Origin of the sequence: Acinetobacter lwoffii (assembly GCF_029024105.1) — a bacterium.
Classification (GTDB): Bacteria; Pseudomonadota; Gammaproteobacteria; order Pseudomonadales; family Moraxellaceae; genus Acinetobacter; species Acinetobacter lwoffii.
Genome location: NZ_CP118963.1, coordinates 90,180 through 111,891 on the forward strand (window position 1 = coordinate 90,180; position 21,712 = coordinate 111,891).

Sequence of the window (21,712 nt, forward strand, 5' to 3'; positions counted from 1 at the left end):
GGTGTGACAGCTTTTAGAATGGGGAATACTTGAGTCCCTTTGACCGTTGAAATATTTTACAAATCTGATGGCTTTGGACAGGGTATAATCATTGCTAGAAATGAATATTGACTCCGCCATTTTATCTAACCTCAAGAGTGAACCATGTTAAAGCGCTTATTGGATATCGTGATTGCATCATCTGCGCTGGTGCTGCTGTCTCCTGTATATGCTTTTGTGGCATATAAGGTGCGAAAAAATTTGGGTTCACCCGTGTTGTTCTGTCAGGTGCGTCCGGGGCTCAATGGCAAACCTTTTGAAATGATCAAATTCCGCAGTATGAAAGATGCGGTTGATGCACAAGGTCATTCCTTGCCTGACAGTGAGCGTTTAACACCCTTTGGTCAAATGCTGCGTTCCAGCAGTTTGGATGAAATGCCTGAACTGTGGAATGTGCTTAAAGGCGAGATGAGTATTGTCGGACCACGACCACTGCTGATGGAATATTTACCCCTCTATAATGAGCAACAAGCCAAACGTCATAACGTGCGTCCGGGCATCACAGGGTATGCTCAAGTGAATGGCCGCAATGCCATTTCATGGGAAAAGAAATTTGAGCTAGACACATGGTATGTCGAAAACCGTTCATTATGGCTCGATTTTAAAATCATGCTGAAAACGGTACAAAAAGTATTGTCTAAAGATGATATTAGTGCCGAAGGTGAAGCGACCATAAGTAAATTTACGGGTACTTCGGAGCCTAAAGATGACTAAGCTCTATGCAATTTATGGCGCTTCAGGCTGCGGGCGCAGTTTAATGCCTGTTGCACGTCAGCAATTAGCACGTGAAAGCGATGCTTCAGAAATCGTATTTATTGATGATGCCTTGGAATCGGTTGCAGAAGTAAACGCTCATCGTGCCATGAATTACCTCGCATTTTTAAATGAAACGGCTTCAGAAAAATACGTACAAATTGCCATTGCCAATAGTCATGTACGAGAAAAGATCGCTCAGCGTTTAAAGATGGATGGCATTCAGCTTTGGTCGATCATCGCGGACAATGTAGTTCTAATGGATCAGCTTGAGCTCGATGAAGGCTCTGCTTTAAGTCCATTTGTCACCATTGGCTCAAATGTCAGAATCGGTAAGTGTTTTCAAGCCAATTTATACAGTTATGTTGAACATGATTGTGTGATTGGGGATTTCGTTACTTTCGCGCCAGGCGTAAAATGCAACGGCAATATTCATATACACGCGCATGCCTATATTGGCGCGGGTGCGATGATTAAGCAGGGTACACCCGATCAGCCACTCATCATTGGCGCAGGTGCGGTTGTGGGTATGGGCGCTGTTGTCACTAAAAGTGTGCCTGCAGGCGCAACAGTGGTGGGAAATCCTGCCCGTATTGTGACGAAAAAATAGATTTTTAAACTCGATTTTGGGACTAGGAAAACTCCATGTTAAACAGTGCATTTGAACCTTGGCCAAGCTTTACTCAAGCAGAAGCCGATGCGGTATCAAAAGTCCTTTTATCTAATAAGGTGAATTATTGGACTGGTCAAGAATGCCGTGAATTTGAAAAGGAATTTGCACAGTTTGCAGGAACCAAGCATGCAGTTGCCGTGGCCAATGGTACAGTTGCGCTGGATGTAGCACTCAAAGCCTTAGATATTGGCGCAGGCGATGATGTGATTGTTACCTCACGTACGTTTTTAGCTTCGGCAAGCTCGATTGTGACTGCAGGTGCCAATCCTATTTTTACTGATGTAGAGCTGGATTCACAAAATATCTCACGCTGTACCATTGAAGCAGTGATTACGCCGAATACCAAAGCGATTATTTGTGTACATTTGGCAGGCTGGATGTGTGATATGGATCCGATCATGCAGTTGGCTGAGGAAAAAGGCATCTTCGTGATTGAAGATTGTGCTCAAGCACATGGTGCAAAGTACAAAGGCAAATCAGCAGGTTCAATCGGTCATATTGGTGCATGGTCCTTCTGTCAGGACAAGATCATGACCACAGGTGGTGAAGGCGGCATGGTCACCACCAATGATGAAGATCTTTGGAAAACAATGTGGTCGTACAAAGATCACGGCAAAAACTTTGATAGCGTGTATAACAAGCAACATCCGCCGGGATTCCGCTGGCTGCATGACTCATTTGGCACCAACTGGCGCATGATGGAAATGCAGGCGGTCATTGGCCGTTTACAGCTCAAACAAATGCCAGAATGGACTGCAAAACGTAATGCCAATATGGCGCGTATCCAAGCGGCGTTTGAAAATAGTCCGTATTTTACTGTAGCAAAACCATCAAACGATTATGTGCATGCAGCCTATAAATGCTATGTGCAAGTGAATACTTCAGCCTTGCCTGAAGACTGGTCGCGTGATCGCATTATGGCAGAAATCAATGCATTGAATGTGCCTTGTTTTAGCGGCTCGTGTTCAGAAGTGTATTTAGAAAAAGCATTTGATGGTACACCTTGGCGTCCTGCGCAGTCTTTACCGCACGCTAAACAGCTCGGTACAACAAGCTTAATGTTCCTTGTACACCCAACATTGTCTGAGCACAGCCTGCAAAAAACCGTGGATGCGATTCAAGCAGTGATCGCAAAAATCTAAACTAGAAAATCGCGTATAATATGCGCTCTCATCCGCTTTATTGACCCCCATTTGAGCATCTTGTGAAAGACATTATCCGTTCTATAGCATCATTACCGCGTCGCCAAAAACAAATCGTTTTGGTGCTGATGGATATCTGTGTTTTACCGTTAATGATGTGGCTGGCATATGCCATACGTTTGGCACGTCCCAATGTTCAGGTCATGCAAGGACTGGATGCTTGGTATATCTATGTCGGTATTTATGGAATTGCTATTTTTGCATTGCTCGGTATTTACCGTGCGATTGTACGTTCATTTAATGAAGACTATTTACTGCGGATTTTAATCGGAACATTTATTCAAATCGTGGCCTTATATACGATTAAAAAATTGAATGTTGCATTTATTCCCATGAGTATTCCACTGATGTATGGCTTTATGCTGTTTTCATACATGTGGTGGAGCCGTGCCGTCATTCGCTACGCTACTCTTAAAACTTTTGCTAAAAAGCAAAGCCGTAAACGTGTGGCGATTTATGGCGCAGGGCTGGCAGGTCAGCAAATTGCCGCAGCTTTAAACCGTTCAGATGATTATTTACCTGTGTGTTTTATTGACGATAAGCGCTCCTTACAAGGTCAGTCACTGAGTGGTTTAAAAATTTACGCCCCACATCGTGCAGCTGCCAAGTCGGGTAAATTTGGCATTGAAGAAGTATTACTTGCCATGCCCTCTGTTGGACGTGCGCGTAAAAAAGAGATTATTGAGTCTTTTGATACGGCAGATGTCAAAATTATGGAACTGCCAGGGGTAACCCAACTGGTCGATGGTCAAGTTAAAGTTTCAGATATCCGTGAGGTAGATATTATTGACCTATTGGGCCGTGATCCTGTACCGCCGAAACCTGAACTGTTAGAAAAAAATATTAAAAATAAAGTGGTCATGGTGACAGGGGCGGGCGGTTCAATTGGTTCTGAGTTATGTCGTCAGATTGTGAAGCATCAGCCTAAAATGCTGGTGCTGTTTGAAATGTCTGAATTTGCTTTGTATTCAATCGACCGTGAATTGCAGGCTTCTGATATACAAATTATTCCAGTGCTGGGTTCTGTCACCAATCAGCAAAAATTAGAACGTATTATTCAAGAGTACAAAGTGCAAACGGTTTATCACGCTGCAGCCTATAAACATGTGCCACTTGTTGAAGCAAACCCATTTGAAGGTATTTATAATACGTCCATTGGCACACAGCGTAGTGTAGATGCAGCGGTGAATCAAAATGTTGAAACCTTCGTTTTAATTTCAACAGATAAAGCGGTACGTCCAACCAATGTTATGGGTGCGTCCAAACGTATGGCAGAATTGTATTGTCAGGGCCTAGCGTCGACGAATCCAAAAACTCAAATTAGTATTGTGCGCTTTGGCAATGTACTTGGTTCGTCAGGTTCTGTCGTCCCTTTGTTTAAAAAGCAGATTGCTCAAGGCGGGCCTGTTACAGTAACGCACCCAGAGGTCACTCGTTACTTTATGACCATTCCTGAAGCTGCGCAATTGGTAATTCAGGCGGGTGCGATGGGGACTGGTGGTGATGTATTTTTATTGGATATGGGTGAGCCAGTTAAAATAGTAGACTTAGCTAAACAAATGATTCGTTTGAGTGGTTTTCGAGCAATAGATGAAAATGGTATAGGTGATATTGAGATACAATTTACAGGTTTACGTCCGAGTGAAAAACTATATGAAGAGTTGTTGATTGATGCGGAAAATGTACAAAAAACAGATCATGAACGGATATTAAAGTCTTTCGAGAAGTTTTTTACCTATGCTGAAATGCATGACACTTTTATTCAGTTTGAAAAATACTCTCAACATGAAAATTTGAGTGACTTGTTTGGTCGATTGAAACACTATGTTGATGGGTTTAGACATTAATATGAATTTTATGAAAAAAAAGCCCTTTATTAGATGCAGAACATAAATAATGTCAAAAAAAATATTTTCTAACTCACTTTGGATGATGTCTGAAAAGTTGGTCTCGATATTTGGTCTTATATTTGTGACTTCATTTGTAGCTAAATATATTGGACCAGAAAATTTTGGAAAGTTAACTTTCGCTAGTTCGATTTTTGCAATTATTCAAACGATTGCAATGTTTGGTTCAGAAAATATTATTTTTCAAAAAACAGCCAAAGATCGACGGTTTGGTGAATATATTATTGATTCAACTAAAATTATTCGTGATTTTATGTATGTTTCTTTATCTTTGCTTACTTTAGTTTATATTTATTTTTTTGCTGATCAGCTTACGTTTATCTTTTCTGTCGCTACGAGTATTGCGATATATTTTGCAGTTCATGATGTATACATTATTTACTTTAATGCTATTTTGCAATCTAAGATTAATGCATATTGTAATATTTTTGCTCTAATGATCTCTTTGCTTGTACGCTATTTTATTGCAAAATTTCAACTCGCTGTTGAACTATTAAGTGTACCGATTATTCTAATTACTATAATACCTTTTTTTATTCGAAAATATTTATTTAATAAAGTTAAATTGGAAAAAGTTTATGTTACAAAAGAGCGAGTAAATAGATATCGTAAATTTATGCTTGGTATTGGTCGTAAACTTATTTTTTATTCTTTGTCAGTTGCAGTATTTACAAAGACATCACAGTTATTTCTTGGTTTGAAATCTCAGTATGACCTTGGGATTTATACTGTAGCAATGACTTTGGGTAATAGTTTTTACTTTGTGCTCGTTGCTATTATTTCATCTTATTTTACTCAAATTTATATAGAAAAAGACTTCGAGCAAAGCCAAAAAATGGTTGCAAAGTTAAGTGTAATGATTGTTGCTATTTGCTTAGCCGTAATGGCTTTTTTTGCTGTGACAGGACATTATATTGTTCAGTGGCTATATGGGGCTGAGTATGTAAGTGTTGATGAAATTTTACTGTTTACTGTCGTGGTTACGCTATTTTCGGGTTTATCTACTGTCGCAGAAAAGTATTTATTGAAATTTAATGCATATGATTATTTAAAGAAAAAGACACTATATCTAGTTGCTTTTAATCTTGTTCTAACAGCGCTATTTGTTCATTTATGGGGGCTAAAAGGAGCGATTATTGCAATTTTGATTACAGAAATCATGTCTTATACTGTATTTAACTATTTTTATCGCGAGGGAATGATACTTGATACTCAAAAGCGTATTTTTTTATTATCAACATATAGAAATGAGAAATAATAATGGTTAAGTTGAGTGTTATTATTCCAATATATAAAGTAGAAAGTTATATTGTTGATTGTTTGCAAAGTATTTGTTGTCAATTAATTGAAGGTGTGGAAGTCATACTTGTTAATGATGGAACACCTGATAATTCAATGTTTTTAGCTCGAAATTATATTTTGGAGAAATATTCAATTTTTTGTAAGCAGTTCGTATTCATTGATCAAGAAAATCAAGGGCAAAGTGTTGCTAGAAATAATGGAATTAAAATAGCGCAAGGAGAATATATTGCTTTTTTAGATTCAGATGATTTGATTTCGATGGAGTATTTCTCCACAATATTTAATGTGTTGTTAGATGAAGAAGTAGATATAATTCAATTTAAGTCATTCAAGTTTGAAAATAACATTAATAATAAATATGATTTTAATGTAGGTATTGAAGCAGTAGGGAGTTTTTATAATAATAAATCACTTATGTTGGAACTGTTTAGTAAGTGTGCTTGGTTTCCATGGATGAATGTTTATAGAACAAGCCTCTTTCTAAATGAAAAATTTCCAGAAGGTTTCTATTTTGAAGATGCTGATTTAATACCAAAAATATTTTTTAAGGCAGAAAAAATACATTTTATAGATAATCGTCTATACTTTTACAGGGATAATAATAATGGAAGCTTAAAAGGGAAGAGTGCAGAAAATTTAGAAAAAATTAAGAATAGTTATCATAATATTGTTTTAGTTTACTTGAATAGGTTACAAGATGATGAATTGTATTCTGCTGCATATATTTCAATGGTTGTAAAGTATCTTGTTTTTTTGGTGAAGAGAAAGAATTTTAGTGATTTATTTAAACAATATTCAAATGTAGATTTGACACATGTAAATAAAAAACTTTTGATGAGAGGAAATAAATTATTTTATAATTTTGGTATATTATACATTGCTATTCTAGTTGTTTTAAAAGGAAATACATTGTGAAAAAAATTTGTTTTTTAACAAGTTGTATAGAAAGCACTGGGGGAACTGAACGTGTTTCAATTATGCTTGCCAATAAGTTAACTGAACTAGGATATGATGTATGCTTTTTTAATCTAATCGGAGGTAATAAAGTAAAATTTGAAATAAATAAAGAAATAAAAATTTATACATTAAACTTGCCCCCACATTCAACAAAAAAAAATTTTTTTAAAATTATATGTGGTTTAAGAAATTATATTAAAAGTAATTCCATTTCTACAATTATAGATGTTGATAGCATTTTATGTGTTTTTTCAACTATTGCAAAAATAGGATTGCCAGTACGGCATATTTGTTGGGAGCATTTTAATTTTAATGAAGATTTAGGTGTTGCTTTTAGAGGGATAGGGCGGATATTGGCTGCAAGGTATGCAGATGTAGTTGTAACTCTGACAGAAAGAGATAAAGAGCTATGGAAAGAAAAATTAAAAGTAATCAATACTAATATGATTGCAATACCTAATCCTACACCATATGAGAGTATTGTAAATGAACCACAACAAAGCTTCAAAACAGTTCTTTCAATAGGTCGTTTAACTTATCAAAAGGGATTCGATTATTTAATTGAAGCTTGGGCACTTGTGTGCGAAAAACATCCAGAGTGGCAATTGGTTATAGTTGGAAGTGGCGAAGATGAGCTTCAACTTAAGCAAAAGGTTCAAGAGCTAAATTTGGAAAGTAATATAAATTTTTTTGGACCAACAAAAGAGATTGAATCTTTTTATAGAAAAGCATCATTTTATTGTATGAGTTCCAGATTTGAAGGGCTGCCTATGGTTTTACTTGAAGCTCAGGCTTATGGTTTACCAATAGTTTCTTTTAATTGTGACACAGGCCCGGCAGAAGTTATCAAACAAGGCTATAATGGGATTTTAGTCGAGTGTTATGATACACTAAAACTGGCAGATGCTTTAATTGAGATGATTATGATACAAAAAGATCAATTTCAGGAGGTCTGCAATAATTCTTTTCTAAATATTAAACGGTTTGAATTGGATAGCTTGATTTCTCAATGGGTTGAAGTTTTAGGTGATAAATGAAAAACATATTTATTGCAAGAAAAGAAAATGTATACACTTGGATTTTAGTTTTTTTTCTAGTGCTAATTATTGGCGGTAGAGGACAAACAAATGATACTCAAGTATATTATAATGTATTTAAGCTAATACCATATTATGATTTTTTTGATGCGGCTAGTTTTTATGAAGATACCCGCATGGAAATTGGTTTTGGGTATTTTTTAAAAATAATACATTTTTTTTCAAGTTCATCATTTTTTTTATTTTCTATAGTTTCATTTATAATATTTTTTTTATATATAAAAATTTCGATAAATTTAAAATTAAACTCATTGCTACTAGTATTAATTTATATATTAAGTGGGTTTTTTATTTTTCAACAGTTTATGCAAATTAGGCAGGCGCTGAGCACTTTTTTATATTTATATGCTGCTTTAATTTTTTTTGATAAAAAATTTTTTATATCAATATTTCTGTTTGCTTTATCTCTGTCTATTCATCAAACAGCTTTCCTGCCCGTAGCTTTTTTTCTATTGGTTTTAATATGTTTTAAGATTTTTGTTAATTTAAATAAAGTTGGTTTCTTTATAATTTCACTTCTTGGTTTAATTGTAGCTTTCTTTCTTTCAAAATATTTTCTTATAAATTTTCTAATTGCTAGTTCTGAGGCTGTTGAGGGATACTTGAATTCTGATTTTGGGAACCAGGTTTCAATTTTTGGATTTAATAATATACGAATGATAGTTTGCTATATATTTATATTTTATTTATTTTTTAAAAATTTTAATGGTGTGAATATAAAATATAAATTCCTATTCTTATCACTTACGGCTGGCATAGGGATGAAATTTGGTATGTTAGAGATAGATATATTGAGTGGGCGATTAACAACGCCATTCACAATTGCTGAATTGTTTTTAATTGTTTATTTAGTTTTTAAAAGCTTTAGTAAGAGTTTTTCAAATATTTTAATTTTATTATATATTTTGGGACTTTTTATTCCTGCTTACTTTTTTCAGATTGATTTTCAAGATTTTGTTAAACTATATTTGATACCATTATATTAATATTTGGAGAATATATGATTTTAATTACAATGGCTGGTTTAAGTAGTCGTTTTTCCAAGGCTGGGTATAGTCTTCCTAAATACATGTTAGAAATAAATGGTAAAACTATTTTTGAATATGCTGTCTGTTCATTTGAATACTATTTTAATGATGAAAGTTTTTTATTTATTTTACGTCCAGATAGTGAAGCTAAAGCATTTGTTGAACAAAAAGTTAATGAATTAGGTATTAAGAGATATTCGATTTTAGTGCTAGAAGAAGATACTAGGGGTCAAGCTGAAACAGCTTATTTAGCACTAAAAAACTACAGTCATGATTTTGGAATTACTATTTTTAATATTGATACTATTCGTTATAATTATAAAAAACCCTTATTTATAAATGAATGTGATGGGTATTTAGAGGTATTTTCAGCTGAAGGTGAGCATTGGTCATTTATAGAGCCAGGCAATAATTTTAGTGTTTTACGTACAACTGAAAAAGATCGAATTTCTGATTTATGTAGCGATGGTTTGTATTATTTTAAAAGCCAAAAACAATTCTGTCAGTTATTTGAAGTTGCAGTACAAAATAATAACCAAGTGAAAGGAGAGTTTTATATTGCTCCACTTTATAATGATTTAATCCAAGCTGGCCTTAGAATCAAATATGATCAAATTCAGCTTAATCAAATAGAATTTTGTGGGACACCTGCAGAATATGAAATGTTAAAGAAAAAATGGACGATATGATGAAGCGTTTAATAATGGATTTAGATGATACCATTTGCACAACTGTTGGTGGAGATTATTCAAACTCTATTCCAGATAAAGCTGTTATTAATAAGATGGTTGAGTTTAAAGATAAAGGTTTTGAGATAGTTATCAATACAAGTCGAAATATGAGAACTTATGAGGGTTCTATTGGGAAAATTAATGCAAATACATTGCCAATTATCATTGATTGGTTGAATAAAAACCATATTCCATATGATGAAATATATACGGGTAAGCCGTGGTGTGGATTTGAAGGTTTTTATGTAGATGATAAAGCAATAAGACCAGATGAATTTGTTAAATTATCCCATGAAGAAATAAATGAACTATTAGGTTTATAATAATGATTATTATTAATTCCGCTGCTTATGTTATACCTGAATTCCAAAGTGAATTAGGGGCTATTCCTCCGTGTATGTTACCCTTAGGAAATCAAAAGCTAATCCAACATCAAGTTAAACTATTAAGGAAATTTGAAAATGAGCGTATTATAGTAACATTACCATTAAGTTATAAGTTAACATTAGGTGAGAAGTCTTTAATTAATGAGTTAGATATAGATACAGTATTTATACCAGATAATTTTTCTCTAGCAAATGCCTTAATTTATGCGATAAATATGTTTGAATCATATGAAAAAAATATCAGAATCCTGCATGGCGATACTTTAATTTATGACCTTCCTAATCAATTAGATGTAATTTCAGTAGCCAGAGCTTCAACGGATTATAATTGGGAAACAGTTATTCATGATTTAGAGAAGAGTAGCAATTTGGTTTGGGCTGGTTTCTTTACATTTTCTGATAAAAATATACTCCTTCGTAGTTTATCTTTATCTAATGGTGATTTTATTAAAGCAATTCATTTATATGGAGAAGTTATTGTTACAAACAATCTTGAGAGTAAGGAGTGGTATGATTTAGGGCATATAAATACTTACTTTGTTTCAAGATCCAAAATTACTACACAAAGATCATTTAACTCTATAAAAATTGAAGATGGTATATTATATAAAAGTGGAAACCCCTCAATCAAAATAATTGCAGAAGCACATTGGTTGAGTGATATACCAAGTAGATTAAAAAAGTATACTCCTCAAATAATTGAATCTGGTCGTAATGATAAAGATACACCATATTATGCAATGGAATATTTATCATTTCTCCCTTTAAATGAGATATATGTGCATGGAAGAAATTCCATTTTTTTTTGGTCCATGCAATTTGATTTGTTGAATAACTATTTTAAAGATTCAGTGCTAAATGCAGAAGAATTAAAAAAAATAAATATTATTGAAATTGAAGAAGAAACTAGAAGATTATATTTCGATAAAAGTATTAAGCGAATAGCAACATATTTAAATGGTATTGGAGAAGATTTTAATAGCTATGGTTTTGAAATTAATGAAGATTTTTTTTTGGTAAAGGATATAGTTTCGGATTGCTTAGATAGAACAGATAAATTGCCTGTAATTCATTCTATTATGCATGGTGACCTGTGTTTTAGTAATATTTTATATGATTCACGTTCACAAAGAATAAAAGTAATTGATCCAAGAGGTATCAACTCATTAAATGAAATGACATTTTATGGTGATCAGAAATATGATTTAGCAAAATTAGCACATTCAGTCCTTGGGATGTATGATTTTATTATAGCAGGGCGTTATCAGATCAAAAGAAATAATAAAAATAATGAAGTTATTGAGTTCGAGTTGGATGAAAGGTTAAGGAATATTCAAAGACTTTTCGTGGATAGAGTATTTATTGATCATGTATCAGTTAGGGAAATAATGCCTTTAGTAGTTCTATTATTTCTTTCAATGTTGCCGTTACATTCTGATAGAGCAGATAGGCAAAAAGCAATGCTCTTAAATGCTATAAGAATCTATAAATTTTATGTTTTAGATTAGTTTAATGAATAAGTTTCTCAAAGTCTGGGAAACTTATTTTAAAGGTTGACAAAATATTTATTCAATCAATAGGTGGATGTCTCTCTTATATATTTTCTTATAGGATCGTTATATTTTCTGTCAACTCGTTTGACACTAAAGAAATGTGAATTATTCTCCCTAATATTTTTAATATCAGTAATGCTAATATTAAGGTTGTTTTCCCAGTTTATGTAGCAAGTGTTATCACCAAAATTAGAATTTTTTGAAAGCTGATTAATGTTAGGAAAAAAAATTTCTTCATTTGCATATGTATATTTTAATAATACTTTAGGGAAGAGGAATAATAATTTAAGTTTTGAAAACAATTTACTTAAATCTCTTAAGAATTCGCGATATTTAAAATTATTTTTCAAATAGAATTTTTTATTTATATTATAGTAATCTAAGATATTGGACTTTTCAATAAATTCTAATAATAAGTTATACTTATAAAAAGTTCCTTCTGGTGCACACCAGAAGGAATGGTTTTTAGGGATGTAAGGGAATGAAGAGTCGTAGAAGAAACGAGTGTATTGGTAATTCATTTTCCCATATAGATCTTTTTGTGTACATATTTGGGCTTTAGAGCAATCGTACTGTTTAATGTAGTTTTCATAACCTTTTTTTACAAATAGCTGGTTACTTCCAAAAATACTAAAATATTGATATTTTAGAGAGAGTTTTTCAGCGAGTAAAAAATTACTTAAATGAACGTAAAGTAGTGAGCCATCTACATAACCAGTCATAAATTTTTCTGGATTAATAAATACATTGCTAAATTTTGAAAAGTTCTTTACATCAAAAACAAAATCTTGTTTTATGTGTAATATTATGTAGCATTCAGGAACATAGTAATTTAAATTCTGAATCATATCTAGAACACAATCATATTCTTCATGTACGGCTATGCTGAATAGACAAGTCATATTTTGCAACTAAATGATCAAATAATGGTATAATGTAATTTAAAGTACTTTTTTTTAACAAAGAAATCAACTAGAATAGCATGCTAATTAATATTTTATTAAATTTTTATGAATTTGTTAATTTTAGTGCCTGAAATTAGGCCTTGTGGTCCAATTAACGTTGTATTAAGCCTTGTTGAGTCCAATTTTTTTAAAAAATCGAAAATGTGTGTTTGGGTTGTTGAAATTAGAGCATCCGACGAAACTGAATATAAAAAAAATTTTAAAAATGTCATTGGTGATAATGTAATTTCACTCTCAGGTGTAAATTTGAAAAGTTACTTTAATTTTCAAAAAATCTTAAGAGAAAATGCTATTGATGTTGTTCATTCTCATGGGTTTTACCCCGATTCATTTTTAGCTTTTAGCTCTATAAAAGGATTATTAAAAGTATCTACTAGCCACAATATAATCCATGAAGATTATTTTTTTACATTTGGAAGGAAAGGAAGTTTTTTCTCTCATTTTCACTACTTTTTGTTAAGAAATTTCTTTGATAAAGTTGTTGGTTGTTCAAATCGTGTTTATCAGAATTTAATAAATAATAATTTGGGCACTGAGAGTACATTGCGAATTTATAATGGGATTAATATCAATAAGTTTTTGAAGATATCTAAGTTTGAGAAAAAAAGAAGAAGAGTTGAGTTAAATCTTTTAGATAATCAAATTGTATATATTTATAGTGGGTCCTTATGGCCTATGAAAAAAGTCCCTGAATTAATTGATATTTTTAAAGAAAAATTACAAATAGATCCTAATTCGTTTTTGCTAATTTTAGGTGATGGTCCAGATGAAAAGCTATGTAAACAAAAGATAGAAGGAGAAGATAATATCAAAATGGTTGGAAAGGTTCCTAACCCAGAATTCTACTTACAACTAGCTGATATTGCTCTATCCAATTCGAGCTCTGAAGGTTTTCCTCTGGCTATTTTAGAAGCAATATCTTGTGGTTGTTTTGTTTATTTGTCAGATATTGAGCCTCATAGAGAGATTATGTCTTTATTTCCATATTCTACGGCTCCTATAAAAAATATATTAGAGAGTGGCATGAAATTTTCAGAGATAAATGGTGCTCAAGTTGATCTTATTAGTGATGAGAAAATGGCTGAACAATATTTCAATGTATATAATTATAAGAGAAATAAATGATTAATTTTTCTGTGTTAATGTCTTTATATTATAAGGAAAAAAAAGATTTTTTAGACAGTTCATTAGTTAGTATTTGGAGCACCCAAATTTTAAAACCTAATGAAATTGTTATTGTTTTAGATGGTCCTGTTGATTATGAGCTACAAGAATGTATAGCGACTTGGCAAAATAAAATAGAATCAGTACTCAAAATTGTTCCCCTTCAAAAAAATATTGGTTTGGGTAAAGCATTAAATGAAGGTTTAAAACATTGTTCATATGAATGGGTTTTTCGTATGGATACAGATGATATTTGTACACCAGATCGATTCCAAAAACAGGTCGATTTTATAATGTCAAATCCTGATACAGTTTTATTTGGTGGTCAAGTTTTAGAGTTTGATCAGAATCCTGATGATTCAGCAGTTATCAAAACTGTACCAACAACGCACGAAGATATAAAAAAATTTGCTAAAAACCGTTGTCCATTTAATCATATGACAGTGGCTTACAAAAAAAGTGTGATTATGAAGTTGGGTGGATATCAACACCATTTATTTATGGAAGATTATAACTTATGGTTGCGTATAATTGGTGCTGGTTATGAAGTTGCTAATTTAGAGGATGTTGTATTGTATGCACGTGTTGGTAATGGAATGCATGCTCGTCGTAAAGGTTACGAATATGTTAAAAGTGAAAAACAATTACTAAATTTAAAAAAAGAACTCAAAATTCAAAACCCAATACATGCTAATATTCTCTTCCTAATAAGGTCTGCTTTTAGGCTGATGCCTAGTTCATTGTTAGGTAAAATTTATAATACTTTTCTACGAAAAAAAGTTCATAAATAAGAGTGGTAATTTTAGTTATGAAGCGTTTAGTTGATGTTTTGATCTCAGTAATAGCACTCATCCTTTTATCACCAATTTTTTGCTTGGTTGCTTTTAAGGTCCGTAAAAATCTAGGTTCTCCAATCTTTTTTCTGCAAGAACGCCCAGGAAAGGACGGCAAGCTTTTTAAAATGATTAAGTTCCGGTCGATGAAAGATGCAGTGGATAAAGAAGGCAATCCATTACCAGATGAACAGCGTATTACACCTTTTGGACAAAAATTGCGTTCTACAAGTTTAGATGAAATGCCACAACTCATAAACGTCTTAAAAGGAGATATGAGTATTGTTGGTCCACGTCCTATGCTTAAAGACTTTGTAGCATTATATTCACCAGAACAAGCTCGTCGTCTGGAAGTTAAACCGGGTATGACTGGCCTAGCACAGGTAAGTGGACGAAATGAACTTGATTATGAAGAACGTTTTAAATGCGACGTATGGTATGTAGATAACCATAATACTTTGGTTGACTTTAAAATCATGTTCAAAACAGTCGCTGTGATGACCAAACGAGAAGGTATTAATGCACCGGGTCATGTTGGCCCTTCTTTATTTCAAGGAAATGATCCTGAAAATATTAAAGATGAAATCAAGTCATAATTTTTTATTAGTGAACTATTTGTAATGATCAAAAAAGCCATTCTCCCAGTCGCAGGCCTTGGTACACGTTTTTTACCTGCGAGCAAGTCTATTCCCAAAGAAATGGTCACAGTAGTTGACCGACCCGCGATTGAATATGTCGTGAAAGAAGCAGTTGCTGCTGGCATTGAACAGATTATTCTTGTTACCCATTCTTCCAAAGCTTCGATTGAAAACTACTTTGATCGAAATTTTGAGCTGGAAACTACTCTAGAACATAAAAAGAAATTTGATTTACTCAAAGAGATTACCGAAATTTTACCGCCACATGTGAGCGTAATCAGCGTGCGCCAACCACAGCCACTGGGTTTGGGGCATGCTGTACTCTGTGCCAAAGATGTTGTGGGAGATGATGATTTTGCTGTGCTATTACCAGATGTTCTTGTAAAAGACTCATCGGAAACCAATGATTTGAGTTTAATGATCCAACGTTTTGATGAAAGCCATGCATCACAAATTATGGTAGAGGCCGTACCTGATCATTTGGTAGATCAATACGGTATTGTGGATGTTGCCTCTATACCTGCCGAAGGGCATAGTATTCAAATGCAAGGTATCGTGGAAAAACCTGCCCTCGGTACTGCACCATCAAATTTATCGGTAGTGGGTCGGTATATTTTACCTGCCAAAATTATGCAATTACTTGAGAACACGCCTAAAGGGGCAGGTAATGAGATTCAGTTGACCGATGCAATTGCAGCTTTGCAAGCAACCGATACGGTGGAAGCCTATCGCATGAAAGGGCAAACCTTTGATTGCGGCAATAAATTGGGCTATCTCAAAGCAGTTTTACATTATGGCGTAGACCATCCAAAATTAGGTGAAGAATTTAAAGCGCTGATCAAAGAACTAAAACTATAAAAAGAGATTGATATGAAGGTTGCAGTATTTGGACAAACACTCTTTACAGGTGTATTTGCTGCTTTGCTAGCAGAATGCGGTCATCACGTTTTTTGGTATGAACCACTGAAAACGTATGAAAGCGAACAAATGTATATCCAAGATGAAGCTGTAAAAAATCTACTCAACAAACAACAAAGTAGTTTTTTAAAATACTGCGATTTTAATGATATTCCATTAGATGCAGATGCCTATTTCTTCAGTTTTAACCCAGCTGAAGAAACTCAAGCGATTGAGATATTAAAACAATTAAAGTCTCGTCCCATTATTCACCCTAAACTGATGATCAATGCGTCTACTTTAGGAATGCATGGGACAGAAAAATTTGTAAAAATTTTGCAGGAAGATGAGTGGGTTTATTTACCTGACATGATTCAGGAAGGAAACGCTTTACAAAGTTTTGCCCAAGCCAAGCAGTTGATTGTTGGGTCCGCATCAGATGCTGCTCAAATTAAAATTAAGGAACTCTTACGCCCTTTATTTCCACGTCAGCAGCAGTATCTTTTTATGCCCATTTTAGATGCCGAATTTAGCAAGTTGAGTATCTCCGGCATGTTGGCGACACGAATTAGTTATATCAATGACTTGGCAATGGTTGCTGAAAAATTAGGCATTGATATTGAGTCAGTTCGTCAGGGAATGGCTGCAGATAACCGTATTGGAGGATCTTATCTCTATCCGGGGGCAGGTTTTGGTGGAGAAAACTTTTCACATGATATTCAGACTCTAACGCATACGGTGTTAGGTGTGGGTGCAAATAGCCAACTCCTTGCACAAGTTTGGGAAATTAATGAGCAGCAAAAAGAAGTTTTATTCCGTAAATTATGGAATTATTATCATGGTGATTTAAAAGGGAAAACTGTTGCGATATGGGGCGCTGCGTTTAAAGAAAAAACGTCCAGTACGCGACAATCTCCTATACATGCCATGTTGGCAGCACTATGGGCCCAAGGTGTAAAAGTTAAATTACACGATCCTCAAGCCTTGGATGAAATTAAAAAAATATATAGTGAGCGACCTGATCTTATATATTGCACAGAGCAATATGAGGCAGTGCAAGATGCGCATGCTTTGTGTTTATTGACTGCATGGAAACAATATTGGAGTCCTAGTTATACCGAATTGCTTAAAACCATGCAGCACCCACTTATTTTGGATGGGCGCAATATTTATGATCCAGCGTATGTGAAGTCTCAAGGTTTCGCATATATGGGGGTAGGACGCTAATGGCTATTAAAACTCAACCCTATACGGTCGAACATGTAGATTCAGTTGTAGGCGGACTTCATGGTTTAAAAGCTGAATTTGAAAATAAGCATTTAACAGAACTCTTTGCTGAGGACCCTCAGCGATTCGAAAAATTCTCTGTGAATTTAGAGCCGGTGGTTTTTGATTTTAGTAAACATAGAGTCAATCAGCCCGTTGTCAAAAACCTAGTCCAGTGGGCACAGACACAAGATTTAACGTCGTGGATAAAGCGTTTATTTTCTACTGAAGAAATTAACTATACCGAACAGCGTGCAGCCATGCATTGGGCGCTGCGGTTGCCAAAACAGGATTCGCAGCATTCTAAAATAGCTGCTCAAGTCCATACACAACTTGAGCGTATGTATGCTTTGGTAGAAAAAATTCATGCGGGTCAGTGCCGCGGCGCAACTGGTGAAGTCATTCAAGATGTGGTGAATATTGGTGTTGGAGGGTCAGATTTAGGACCACTGATGGTGAGTCATGCCTTATCTGATTTCAAAAAATCCACATATAAGCCACTCAATGTACATTTTGTTTCGACCATTGATGGTAGCCAGCTTTCAGATTTATTGCATCAACTTCGTCCCGAAACCACGCTGTTTATTATTTCTTCAAAATCGTTCGGGACCATTGATACCTTATCTAATGCGCAAACAGTGCGTTTATGGCTTGAAAAAGCACTTGGACAAGAATCACAAATTTTAAAGCATCATTTTATTGGCGTATCTACTAAAGCAGATAAAATGACCGAATGGGGCATTGCAGCTGAAAACCAATTTTTGCTCTGGGATTGGGTCGGCGGTCGCTATTCACTTTGGTCATGTATCGGTTTACCGATTGCACTGACAATTGGAGTTGATGGCTTTAAACAACTGTTAGCTGGTGCATATGCGGTAGACCTGCATTTTCAGACGGCACCTTTCGAACAAAATATTCCTGTATTAATGGGCTTATTGGGTGCGTGGAATAATAATTTCCTTGATATTCAAACTCATGCAGTACTGCCCTATGATGGGCGTTTGAAATATTTTGCCTCTTATTTGCAGCAGTTGGAAATGGAGTCGAATGGTAAATCGATTCAGCGTAATGGTAAAAAAGTGGACTGGGATACTTGCCCGATTATATGGGGGGAAGTCGGTCCGAATGCACAGCATGCCTTTTACCAATTGCTGCATCAAGGCAGCCAAGCAGTGAGTTGTGATTTCATTGCGCCGGTGCAGCGCTATCAGGCCCAACAATTTACCTATGTCGATAATGCAGAGGCGCTGGTGGAACAGCATCATTTGGCCTTATCTAATTGTTTGGCTCAATCGCGCTTACTTGCATTTGGTAATCAAGCTTTAAATCAACATGAAGTACAAGATTTGCCGGAATATAAACAATATGAAGGTAATCAACCAAATACAACCATTTTATTGCAAGAGCTAAATCCATATAGTTTGGGCATGTTGATCGCAATGTATGAACATAAAGTTTTTGTACAGTCGGTGCTTTGGAATATTAACCCGTTTGATCAATGGGGGGTAGAAAAAGGCAAAGAAATTGCCAATCAGCTACTTCCAATATTAAATGGTGATCGAAAGGATATTTCGGATTTAGATGGTTCAACGCAAGGCTTACTACACATATTATTAGGAAAAACAAATGGCTAAAATTTTAGTAACAGGTGGTGCTGGTTATATTGGTTCACATACTTGTATTCAACTTTTGAGCGCAGGGCATGAGGTTGTTGTACTGGATAATTTGTCCAACAGTTCTGTCGAATCTTTAGCACGTGTTCAAGCGTTGGTAGCTAAAACATTAGATTTTGTTGAAGGTGATATTCTCGATCAGCAAATTTTAGATCAAATTTTTCAGCATCATTCTATTGATGCAGTGATTCACTTTGCAGGTTTAAAAGCTGTGGGTGAAAGCCAAAAAGAGCCACTAAAATATTTTGAAAATAATATCTCGGGTTCTATTAGCTTAGTTAAAGCGATGGAGCGTGCTCAAGTCTTTAAGTTGGTCTTTAGTTCATCTGCAACAGTCTATGATGAAGCCAATATTTCACCCTTGAATGAAACCATGCCTACAGGTATGCCAAGTAATAACTATGGCTATACCAAACTGATTGTCGAGCAATTACTTGAGAAATTGGCATTAGCAGATGAGCGTTGGTCAATCGCTTTGCTGCGTTATTTTAACCCTGTAGGGGCACATCAAAGTGGTCAAATTGGTGAAGACCCACAAGGGATACCCAATAATTTGATGCCTTATGTCACACAGGTGGCAGTCGGCCGTCGTGATAAGTTGTCAATTTTTGGCAATGATTATGAGACGGTAGATGGTACAGGTGTTCGTGATTATATTCATGTGGTCGATTTGGCGAATGCACATTTATGCGCATTGAATCATCGTTTAAAAACGCAAGGATGCCGCGCTTGGAATATTGGTACAGGCAATGGGATTTCAGTAAAACAAATTCGAGATACTTTTGAGAGGGTAAATGGTATTGATATACCTTTTGAATATGTACCTCGTCGAGAAGGTGATGTTGCAACCTCATTTGCTGATAATGCCCGTGCTGTCGCAGAGTTAGATTGGCAGCCTCAATATGGTTTAGAAGATATGTTGAAAGATAGCTGGAACTGGCAAAAGCAAAATCCGAATGGTTTTACTAAAGATTAACACTTGACTTAACAATAAGTTAGGTTGGGATGTGACATTGATTTGGAGAAGTATAAAGATAGCGCTGTTTAAAACGATGAGTGAATAATGTAGTGATTATGCAAACCAGCATATGCATATTCTGCAATTGTAGATAAAACTCGCTATGATGTTGTTAAAACAAGCTAAATTGAAGAATAGTTATGAAATATCAAAGTATTAGGGTTTTGTCATTTGCCATTTTATCTGCTTTAGCACTGCCTGTAGCAGCTCAAGGGATTGTCTTAAATAATGAAGATTTACGCACGGATTTAAATTGGTTAAACCAACAAGGCGTGATTCAAATTAGTACTTCAACATGGCCTTTGAGTGGCGATGAAATACAACGTGCTTTGTCTAATGCCAAGATTGATAATCAAGTTCAGCAGCAAGTTTTGGACTCCGTGCAAGCTGCTTTAAGTGCGGAAAATACAACGGCCAAAGTCAGTTTATATGCTGAATCTGATCCTCAAAATCTACCTCAAAAGTTTGCTGATGAGCAAAAATCGCAATATCAAGCGACGTTTGAAATAAATGCAGGTGGAAAGCAGTGGGATGCAAGACTGCGAGTCAATGCTGAAAAAGATCCAATTATTGATCATGGGCAAGATGTAAATGTAGAAGGCTCATATCTTGCGGGAAACTTGTGGAATCAATGGTTGATTGCTGGTCAAATCCCTACCTATTGGGGTCCTGGACATGAGGGTAGCTTAATTCGTGGTGATGCAAGCCGTCCAGTCTATGGATTGACCATGCAGCGTGCTGAACAACAAGCATTTGAAACAAAGTGGCTGTCTTGGATCGGGCCTTGGCAATACCAAGCTTTTGCGGGACAATTGGATGATTACCATGCAATTCCAGATGCCAAACTATTAGGATTTCGTTTAACTGCACAGCCATTGCCGTACTTGGAGCTAGGTGCTTCTCGAATTCTTCAATGGGGAGGTGAAGGGCGGTCAGAAAGTTTTGATTCATTATGGAATGCGATTAAAGGTAATGACAACTTTGATGATGGTGCTCTAGATAAGTCTAATCAAATCGCAGGTCTGGATGCACGTTTAAATTTACACCAGTGGTTAGATACCCCAGTCAGTATTTATGGAGAATTTGTTGGGGAAGATGAGGCTGGTCTATTGCCTGCGAAAAAAATGTATTTGGCAGGGCTAGACTATTCCTCACAAGTGAAAAATATGCCGTTCCAGCTTTATACTGAATGGGCGGATACACGTACCAATCGAGAAGTTCGGGGTATTTCTTATAGCCACTATATTTATACCGATGGTTATTACCAACATGGTTTTCCTTTAGCGCATGCTATGGGGGGAGATGGTCAAATGTACAGTATGGGCGGAGATATTCGCATTGATGCTATGAATCGTCTAAATGGTCGAGTCTTATGGGCAAAAGTAAATCAAGCTGCGCTAGAAATTAATCGTGCATTTCCACAAAAAGATGAAGTGAAAGCTTTAGATTTAACATGGACACATTATATCCGCCCAAATATACCCCTTAAATTGAGTGGATGGGTCAGTGATTCTGATGTACATGGTGGTGATAGTGGAGTGTCTTTAGGTATTGATATACCTTTAGATCGTTCATTATTTTACTAAATTGAGAAAGCTGTCTTAAAAATCTGTTAAAAAGCCATTCAATC

The 21,712-nt window shown here is 35.0% G+C and carries 20 protein-coding genes; 19 read left to right on the top strand and 1 reads right to left on the bottom strand.

Annotated features, from left to right (window positions below):
• Nucleotides 1-144 precede the first annotated feature (144 nt).
• From PYW33_RS00395 to PYW33_RS00445, 11 genes are all read left to right on the top strand, one after another.
• Nucleotides 145-753, top strand: coding sequence for a sugar transferase (locus PYW33_RS00395; RefSeq protein WP_004647649.1), 609 nt, complete (start codon nucleotides 145-147; stop codon nucleotides 751-753).
• Nucleotides 746-1,402 carry an acetyltransferase gene (locus tag PYW33_RS00400; RefSeq protein WP_004647648.1) on the top strand — a complete coding sequence of 219 codons (657 nt, stop codon included), beginning with the start codon at nucleotides 746-748 and terminating at the stop codon, nucleotides 1,400-1,402. The genes PYW33_RS00395 and PYW33_RS00400 overlap by 8 nt, the downstream gene beginning before the upstream one ends.
• A 35-nt stretch (nucleotides 1,403-1,437) precedes the next feature.
• The gene (locus PYW33_RS00405; RefSeq protein WP_004647647.1) at nucleotides 1,438-2,607 is read left to right on the top strand and encodes a DegT/DnrJ/EryC1/StrS family aminotransferase; all 1,170 of its coding nucleotides are present in this window, start codon (nucleotides 1,438-1,440) and stop codon (nucleotides 2,605-2,607) included.
• 62 nt (nucleotides 2,608-2,669) lie between these two features.
• Nucleotides 2,670-4,514 (top strand): polysaccharide biosynthesis protein, encoded by a 1,845-nt coding sequence (locus PYW33_RS00410; protein WP_004647646.1) that lies wholly within the window; start codon nucleotides 2,670-2,672, stop codon nucleotides 4,512-4,514.
• 49 nt (nucleotides 4,515-4,563) lie between these two features.
• A complete protein-coding gene (locus PYW33_RS00415) occupies nucleotides 4,564-5,832 on the top strand; it encodes an oligosaccharide flippase family protein (protein WP_016806766.1) in 1,269 nt (422 codons plus the stop codon).
• Nucleotides 5,833-5,834: 2 nt separating this feature from the next.
• Complete coding sequence (locus PYW33_RS00420) at nucleotides 5,835-6,791, top strand: glycosyltransferase (protein WP_004647644.1); 957 nt, start codon at nucleotides 5,835-5,837, stop codon at nucleotides 6,789-6,791.
• Nucleotides 6,788-7,870, top strand: a complete 1,083-nt coding sequence (locus PYW33_RS00425; RefSeq protein ID WP_004647643.1) for a glycosyltransferase family 4 protein — start codon at nucleotides 6,788-6,790, stop codon at nucleotides 7,868-7,870. Before PYW33_RS00420 ends, PYW33_RS00425 begins: the two co-directional genes overlap by 4 nt.
• Nucleotides 7,867-8,916, top strand: coding sequence for an EpsG family protein (locus PYW33_RS00430; protein WP_004647642.1), 1,050 nt, complete (start codon nucleotides 7,867-7,869; stop codon nucleotides 8,914-8,916). Before PYW33_RS00425 ends, PYW33_RS00430 begins: the two co-directional genes overlap by 4 nt.
• A gap of 14 nt (nucleotides 8,917-8,930) precedes the next feature.
• Complete coding sequence (locus PYW33_RS00435; protein ID WP_004647641.1) at nucleotides 8,931-9,647, top strand: glycosyltransferase family 2 protein; 717 nt, start codon at nucleotides 8,931-8,933, stop codon at nucleotides 9,645-9,647.
• Complete coding sequence (locus tag PYW33_RS00440) at nucleotides 9,644-10,012, top strand: HAD family hydrolase (protein ID WP_228127485.1); 369 nt, start codon at nucleotides 9,644-9,646, stop codon at nucleotides 10,010-10,012. Before PYW33_RS00435 ends, PYW33_RS00440 begins: the two co-directional genes overlap by 4 nt.
• Before the next feature lie 2 nt (nucleotides 10,013-10,014).
• Nucleotides 10,015-11,583: a hypothetical protein gene (locus PYW33_RS00445; protein WP_004647639.1), complete on the top strand. Its 1,569-nt coding sequence runs from the start codon at nucleotides 10,015-10,017 to the stop codon at nucleotides 11,581-11,583.
• A 65-nt stretch (nucleotides 11,584-11,648) separates the two neighbouring features.
• On the opposite strand, the gene PYW33_RS00450 is transcribed toward PYW33_RS00445, so the two are convergent.
• Complete coding sequence (locus PYW33_RS00450) at nucleotides 11,649-12,476, bottom strand: hypothetical protein (RefSeq protein WP_130908669.1); 828 nt, start codon at nucleotides 12,474-12,476, stop codon at nucleotides 11,649-11,651.
• A 162-nt stretch (nucleotides 12,477-12,638) separates the two neighbouring features.
• Here PYW33_RS00450 and PYW33_RS00455 point away from each other — a divergent pair, with 162 nt between their 5' ends.
• The 8 genes from PYW33_RS00455 (at nucleotide 12,639) to PYW33_RS00490 (ending at nucleotide 21,668) form a co-directional block, all read left to right on the top strand.
• Nucleotides 12,639-13,718, top strand: coding sequence for a glycosyltransferase family 4 protein (locus PYW33_RS00455; protein ID WP_004647636.1), 1,080 nt, complete (start codon nucleotides 12,639-12,641; stop codon nucleotides 13,716-13,718).
• Entirely contained in the window at nucleotides 13,715-14,548 is an 834-nt protein-coding gene (locus tag PYW33_RS00460; protein ID WP_115736962.1) for a glycosyltransferase, read from the top strand. The genes PYW33_RS00455 and PYW33_RS00460 overlap by 4 nt, the downstream gene beginning before the upstream one ends.
• 17 nt (nucleotides 14,549-14,565) lie before the next feature.
• The gene (locus PYW33_RS00465) at nucleotides 14,566-15,186 is read left to right on the top strand and encodes a sugar transferase (RefSeq protein WP_004647634.1); all 621 of its coding nucleotides are present in this window, start codon (nucleotides 14,566-14,568) and stop codon (nucleotides 15,184-15,186) included.
• 24 nt (nucleotides 15,187-15,210) lie between these two features.
• Nucleotides 15,211-16,086, top strand: a complete 876-nt coding sequence (gene galU / locus PYW33_RS00470) for a UTP--glucose-1-phosphate uridylyltransferase GalU (RefSeq protein WP_004647633.1) — start codon at nucleotides 15,211-15,213, stop codon at nucleotides 16,084-16,086.
• Nucleotides 16,087-16,098: 12 nt separating this feature from the next.
• Nucleotides 16,099-17,352 (top strand): nucleotide sugar dehydrogenase, encoded by a 1,254-nt coding sequence (locus tag PYW33_RS00475; protein ID WP_004647632.1) that lies wholly within the window; start codon nucleotides 16,099-16,101, stop codon nucleotides 17,350-17,352.
• Entirely contained in the window at nucleotides 17,352-19,025 is a 1,674-nt protein-coding gene (pgi, locus tag PYW33_RS00480) for a glucose-6-phosphate isomerase (protein WP_004647631.1), read from the top strand. Before PYW33_RS00475 ends, pgi begins: the two co-directional genes overlap by 1 nt.
• A complete protein-coding gene (galE, locus tag PYW33_RS00485) occupies nucleotides 19,018-20,040 on the top strand; it encodes a UDP-glucose 4-epimerase GalE (protein ID WP_004647630.1) in 1,023 nt (340 codons plus the stop codon). The genes pgi and galE overlap by 8 nt, the downstream gene beginning before the upstream one ends.
• A gap of 182 nt (nucleotides 20,041-20,222) precedes the next feature.
• Nucleotides 20,223-21,668: a capsule assembly Wzi family protein gene (locus PYW33_RS00490; protein WP_004647628.1), complete on the top strand. Its 1,446-nt coding sequence runs from the start codon at nucleotides 20,223-20,225 to the stop codon at nucleotides 21,666-21,668.
• Nucleotides 21,669-21,712 lie beyond the last annotated feature (44 nt).